The following is a 6077-nucleotide window of genomic DNA, read 5'->3' as shown; positions in this document are numbered from 1 at the left end:
CAGAATTACAAAATACTGTTTAACATATGATATAATTCCTTATACAATTAATTTTCAAAAATGAAGAATAGAGGAGCTAAAGCTAAATACTGCTCCTCTATTTTTTATCTAGTTAAAATGAAGTACATTTAACACATGCATAATTGTTCCTACGCTAAGACATCTCTCGTCTATATCAAAATCAGCCGTATGTATAAGAGAAGTTATGCCCTTTTCTTTATTTCCACAGCCGACATGAAAAAACGCACCCTTACAGTTTTCGAGGAATAGAGAAAAATCCTCTGCTCCCATAGATGGATAGTCCTTATACACAAAGCTATCCTCTCCCAAAAATTCCTCTGCATTTGACTTAACGATATCGACCATTTCTCTGTCGTTTATAAGCGCATCATATCCTCTTCTCGCTCTCAACATAAATTTCGCCTCACATCTATATGCAGCTGCTGTATTTTCAACTATTTCAGTAGCTCTTTTTACCATAAAATCTCTTTCCTGTTTGTTTAAAGTTCTAAGTGTACCCTGTATCTCCACGTGATCACAGATTACATTTCCGGCATCTCCACCTTCGATTTTGCCTAAAGTCAAAACTCCCATCTCGTGTGGAGCTAAATTTCTACTAACGATGCTCTGAAGTGATGTTATTATCTGCGCCGCTGCAACTAGAGCGTCTATACCATTTTGTGGATAAGCTCCATGGCCTCTCTTTCCATTTACCTCGATTAAAACTGAATTACTGCTCGCGTTTAAAGTATCGTACTTAGATTCTATTTTTCCGACCTCTAAGTACGCTTGAACATGTGCTCCAAACATGAAATCTACATGTGGATTTTCCATAAGGCCATCATCAATAAAATACTTAGCTCCTCCACCCTTTTCCTCGGCAGGCTCGAAGAAAAATTTTACATTTACGTTTAATTCATCCTTCATCTCGTATAGCATTTTGCAGGCACCGATTAACATAGTCGTATGCGCATCGTGACCACACGCGTGCATTACTCCCTTATTTTGTGATTTATATGTGCTTTCCTTTTTTTCTTCTATTGGAAGTGCATCTATATCAGCTCTAATTCCTATAGTAGCCTTTGCGTTTTTAGTGTATATATACGCCATAATTCCTCTATGGTGTTCAAACTCCATGTAATCTATGCCTATTTCATCTAAATATTTTTTTATTTTATTCTTTGTCACAAACTCCTCCATAGCCAACTCAGGAGTTCTGTGGATATCCCTTCTTATATCTATTAAATAATCTAAAATTTCATTTCCCCTTTTTACAACATTATCTTTTAACAAGCAAATCGCTCTCCTTTTTAAATAATTATATTCTTTAAATTATATGTTAAATAATCACCTTTATCTTATAATTATAGTAAATTTTAGACCAAAGTAATGTTCTTTTTAAAATATGTAAATACTTATATATGATATAATTTTATTAAATTATATTATTTCGAGGTGATTACAATGAAGGTTATAGATTTAACTCATACTATCAAATCAGATATGCCTGTATTTCCTGGGACAGATCAGCCTAAATTAGATCCTGCAAGTACTTTGGAAAAGGACGGATTTAGAGAGACTTTACTTACTATGTATTCTCATACTGGAACTCATATGGATGCTCCATACCATGTTAGAGATGAAGGAATAACTTTAGATAAATTTCCTGCTGATAAATTTGTCGGAAAGGCTTTAATAGTCGACTGTTCTGATTTAAAAGAGGGCGATACTATAGGAATTTCTTATATAGATAAATATAAAGATATAATTGATGAAGCAGAATATGTAATATTTAAAACTGGCTGGGAAAAATACTGGGATGAACAAAAATACTTCGGAAACTTCCCTGTTATAGATGAAGAAGTAGCTGATTATTTAATAAAAAAAGGTAAAAAAGGAATTGGTCTCGATGTTATTTCAATTGAGCCTATTGCAGAGGAAAAATTACCTATGCACCACAAGATTTTAAAAAACAATCTAGTAATAATAGAAAATCTCTGTAATTTAGACTCTGTAGGAAATCAATTATTTACATTTTGCGCACTTCCTTTAAAATACGAAAACTCTGATGGAGCCTCAGTTAGAGCCATTGCTATTTTAGATTAAAATGTTAAAAGGGATATACAATTATATTGCTATCCCTTTTAATTAAAATCTTCTAATGCTGGTATGAATATAGGTCTTCCCTGACCATCTATCGTGCATTCAAACTGATATACAGGTTGATAAAATCCCTTGCTATCCATCTTATATTGCAATTTTACACTTCTAACTATTATAGAATTTATGTTGTACAATTCATAAGAATTAAATTTACCTGATTTCAATCTATCATATGCTTCCTTTTGGCTTATAATATTGTATTCGCCGTAATTACGTTTATTAGAAGTATATACCTTTTTCTTATCGATATTTCCGTCGTTTAGCTCTACATCACTAGTTAAGCTTACATTTGACATATCGTATATGTAGTTGTAACTGCAGCTTAGATTCCCAAATTTTTGTGTATTATAATCATTTTTTATCTTAAATCCTGCTCCTACCATCAAAACAATCGGCAATATACATAGAGCTAATTTTATAAATCTCCATTTAACCTCTTCCTTAGAAACGACTAATAAAATCGACATAATCAAACAATAACCTATTACAGAGCCTAAAAAATTATTTAATATATCGTCGACTTCAAAAATCCCTCTTTTAGTTATGTACTGAGTAAGCTCTATTCCAAGAGTAAATAAAAATGATAAACTCAAGCTCCAATAAAATTTCTTAAATCTATCATTAAAAATCGGAAGTAAAAAACCAAGCGGAACAAACATCAATATATTCAATATTATGTTTCTCCAATAAGCTTTTGAATAATTATTCCACGCTTCTATATATGAACTAAATAAATGTAAATTCGCATGCTCATACACACCAGGTCTCACAAATATAGTGGCACCGATAACTACTATTACATAACAAAACAGCATGCAAAATACTACTACTCTTTTTATATCAAATTCGATATGATTTTTTAGTATTTTTCTAAAAAATATCAAATATACTACTCCAATAAAAACTAGGCCCATTACGCCTAATATCAAATATTCCTTTGCCAAATTAAAAACTTGAAAAAGTCTCATCAGCATCCCTCCATTGTCTAATTCTTTTCTTATTATAAACCCTTTTATATACATATACATTAAAATTTTCTTAATTTAGATTAATTTATTTTTTAAATTTAGACATGAAAAAAGGATGCGCCGCCACATCCTTTTCTCGGGGAGTTATTACTAAAAAAATCATCAAAAAAATTATTTTAAGTTAGCTATTTAAGTTTAAATAACTTTCTAGAAATTAACTAGCTTTATCATTTACTATGGTTATATAATAATCCTCTTTCCTTAAATTAACCTTAATTATAATTAAGTTTTTTAATTTTTATTATTAATCTATAATATATCCGTTATCTCTAAGAGTAGTTTTTGCTTTTTGTATACTTTGTTTTTTAACTAAAATATAATCTGTATCGTATGTAGAAACAGTAAATATTCCTATTTTACTATCAGCTAATATCTTTGATATCTTAGATATAATACCTATCAACGAAAAATCTAGTGTTCCCTCTATTCTAAATCCAACCCAGCCATCGTCTAACTTCAAAGCAGCCTTTGGAATAGACTCACTTTGGCAAACTAGAGAAAACTCATTGTCTGTTTTACCTATAAATAAAAACTCATCATCAAAATTAATATCTGAAATTTTCTCAACTTGACATATTGCAAATTCCTTATCGATAATTTTTAACTTCATATGTTTTCCTCCGAAAAAATTATTTACTCCCCAAAATTATCCCAATAAATATATTTTACGTTTATCTAGACAATTTCATACCTTATTTAATATTATAATCATTTTTGTAATTTAATGTAGCTTCTCCCCTAATTTCTTTGGCTAAAAACACGCTTATTATCAAAGCTGCCGAAATATCGGCTATAGGTTGGCTTAACCAAACACCCTTCATTCCCATAGCTTTTGATACTACACTTATAATTGGAATAAATAATATAACTTGTCTTAGCAAAGTCAAAAATATAGAACACTTAACTCTTCCTATCGACTGGAAATATATCGGTCCAAGTATACAAATTCCAACTAACGGCATAGTAGCTAAATATATATTCATACCACTTAGACAAATTTCCTGTAATTCTATATCCTTCGTAAATATACCGACAAACATATCTGGATAAATTTTAATTAATAAAAGTCCTAAAGTTAAAAACACAACCGCTGTAAATAACCCCTGCATCAATATATTTTTAGCTCTAGCAAATTCTTTAGCACCGTAATTGTAAGCTATCAAGGTCTGCATACCCTGACTCAGCCCAAATATAGGCATATAAAACATCAACGATATCGATGTAATAGCAGTCATCGCTCCTATTGCCAAGTCTCCACCATATGCATGCAAGAATTTATTTGTAACTAGATGTATAAATCCAGTCACAATTTCCATACAAAATGGTGTAGCCGCCACAGTCAAAATAGCTACTATAACCTTTCTGTCCAATCTTACATTTTCCAACCTTAACTTTATATTTGATTTTCCTCTAGTAAAATAGTAAGTCGTCCATGCAAAATTGATAAACTGACATATAACAGTCCCTATTGCCGCACCCTTTATTCCAAATCCGAAATAAAATATAAACATCGGGTCGAAAACCAAATTAAGCAAAGAGCAAGTTATCATAATTGTAGCAGCAAGCTTAGGTCTGCCGTCAGCCCTTATAGCTGCATTCAAGCTAAATCCAGCTAAATTTATAATAGAGCCCATAAGCATTGTCGCCATGTATTCCTTTGCATAAATAATAGTATTATCGCTTGCCCCAAATATATATAAAATTTGATCTATAAACACAATGCATACCATCATAGATACAATCCCACCTAGAATTTCAAGTGCAAATGTGCTTCCTAAAATTCTCTCAGCTTGTTTTATCTCGCCTCGACCTAATTCTATAGATATATTCGTGCTACCTCCAACCGACACAGCAATTCCAAACGCTCCTATTAGAGTAAACACAGGCATCGTAACTCCAAGACCAGATATAGCATATGCTCCTACTCCCTCCATCGAACCTATAAAAGCCCTGTCGACTGTGTTGTACAAGCAAGTCACGAGCATAGCCAATATAGCTGGTATAGAGTATTTAAATAGTAATTTACTTATATTGTCCTTCGCTAAATTGTCCATAATAACACTCCTACCTAACCATATCGTAAGTTATACAAACTGGCTTTTTAGTTCTAGGATCTTCTACTATCTCGCTATCTATATTAAAAAGCTCTCTTAGATTTTCCTTTGTCATGACCTCTTCTGGAGTTCCCTCACAGCAAATTTTCCCCTTTTTTATGCCTATCATATGGTGTGCAAATCTAGCTGCATTATTTAGCTCGTGTATTACCATTACTATTGTAGTGTTGTATTTTTTGTTTAATTCGTCTAGCACCTCCAATACCTCTAATTGATGAGCTAAATCTAGATAAGTTGTCGGTTCATCTAAAAGCAGTATATCCGTCTTTTGTGCTAAAGCCATAGCTATCCAAGCTCTCTGTCTTTGACCTCCAGATAAATCCTCTATTTTTCTGTTTTTAAATTCATATATTCCTGTAGCTTTTAACGCCCAGTCAACTATCTCTTTATCTTCTTTTTTATCTGATCTAAAACCACTTTTATGTGGAAATCTTCCATAGGCGATCAGTTCCTCTACCGTCAATCCATTCGGCGCCTGTGGACTCTGAGGTAAAACAGCCATATTTTTTGCAATCTCCTTAGTACTTTGTTTCTTTATGTTTTTAGAATTTATATATATATCTCCACTTTTTGCAGTTAAAATCCTAGCTATCGTCTTTAGAATCGTCGATTTACCGCAGCCATTTGCACCTATAATCGTAGTAATTTTTCCTTTTGGTATTTCTAAATTTAGGTTTTCTACTATATCTACATTTCCATAAGAAATATTTATATTTTTTGTCTCTATTGAATTTGTCATAAACATCCTCCTCAGCAATTAATTTGTCTTTAT

The 6077-nt window shown here is 31.9% G+C and carries 6 protein-coding genes; 1 reads left to right on the top strand and 5 read right to left on the bottom strand.

Going from position 1 to position 6077, the window contains the following annotated elements; translation table 11 throughout:
* Positions 1-108: 108 nt before the first annotated feature.
* On the bottom strand, positions 109-1293 hold the full coding sequence (locus tag SPD90_RS00500; protein WP_320923994.1) for a M20 metallopeptidase family protein: 1185 nt from the start codon (positions 1291-1293) through the stop codon (positions 109-111).
* 171 nt (positions 1294-1464) lie between these two features.
* Between SPD90_RS00500 and SPD90_RS00495 the strand changes: the two genes are divergently transcribed.
* Positions 1465-2106 carry a cyclase family protein gene (locus SPD90_RS00495; RefSeq protein ID WP_320625279.1) on the top strand — a complete coding sequence of 214 codons (642 nt, stop codon included), beginning with the start codon at positions 1465-1467 and terminating at the stop codon, positions 2104-2106.
* A gap of 38 nt (positions 2107-2144) precedes the next feature.
* On the opposite strand, the gene SPD90_RS00490 is transcribed toward SPD90_RS00495, so the two are convergent.
* The 4 genes from SPD90_RS00490 to SPD90_RS00475 all read right to left on the bottom strand — a co-directional run bounded on the left by SPD90_RS00490 (position 2145) and on the right by SPD90_RS00475 (position 6044).
* On the bottom strand, positions 2145-3131 hold the full coding sequence (locus tag SPD90_RS00490; protein ID WP_320923993.1) for a VanZ family protein: 987 nt from the start codon (positions 3129-3131) through the stop codon (positions 2145-2147).
* A 304-nt stretch (positions 3132-3435) separates the two neighbouring features.
* Positions 3436-3801 (bottom strand): ACT domain-containing protein, encoded by a 366-nt coding sequence (locus SPD90_RS00485; protein ID WP_320923992.1) that lies wholly within the window; start codon positions 3799-3801, stop codon positions 3436-3438.
* A gap of 82 nt (positions 3802-3883) precedes the next feature.
* Positions 3884-5245: an MATE family efflux transporter gene (locus SPD90_RS00480; protein ID WP_320923991.1), complete on the bottom strand. Its 1362-nt coding sequence runs from the start codon at positions 5243-5245 to the stop codon at positions 3884-3886.
* Between the two features lie 10 nt (positions 5246-5255).
* Positions 5256-6044, bottom strand: coding sequence for an ABC transporter ATP-binding protein (locus tag SPD90_RS00475; RefSeq protein ID WP_320923990.1), 789 nt, complete (start codon positions 6042-6044; stop codon positions 5256-5258).
* Positions 6045-6077: the final 33 nt, after the last annotated feature.

This window comes from Intestinibacter sp. (assembly GCF_034113885.1).
Lineage (GTDB): Bacteria > Bacillota > Clostridia > Peptostreptococcales > Peptostreptococcaceae > Intestinibacter.
This window is presented reverse-complemented; position numbering and strand designations above follow the sequence as displayed.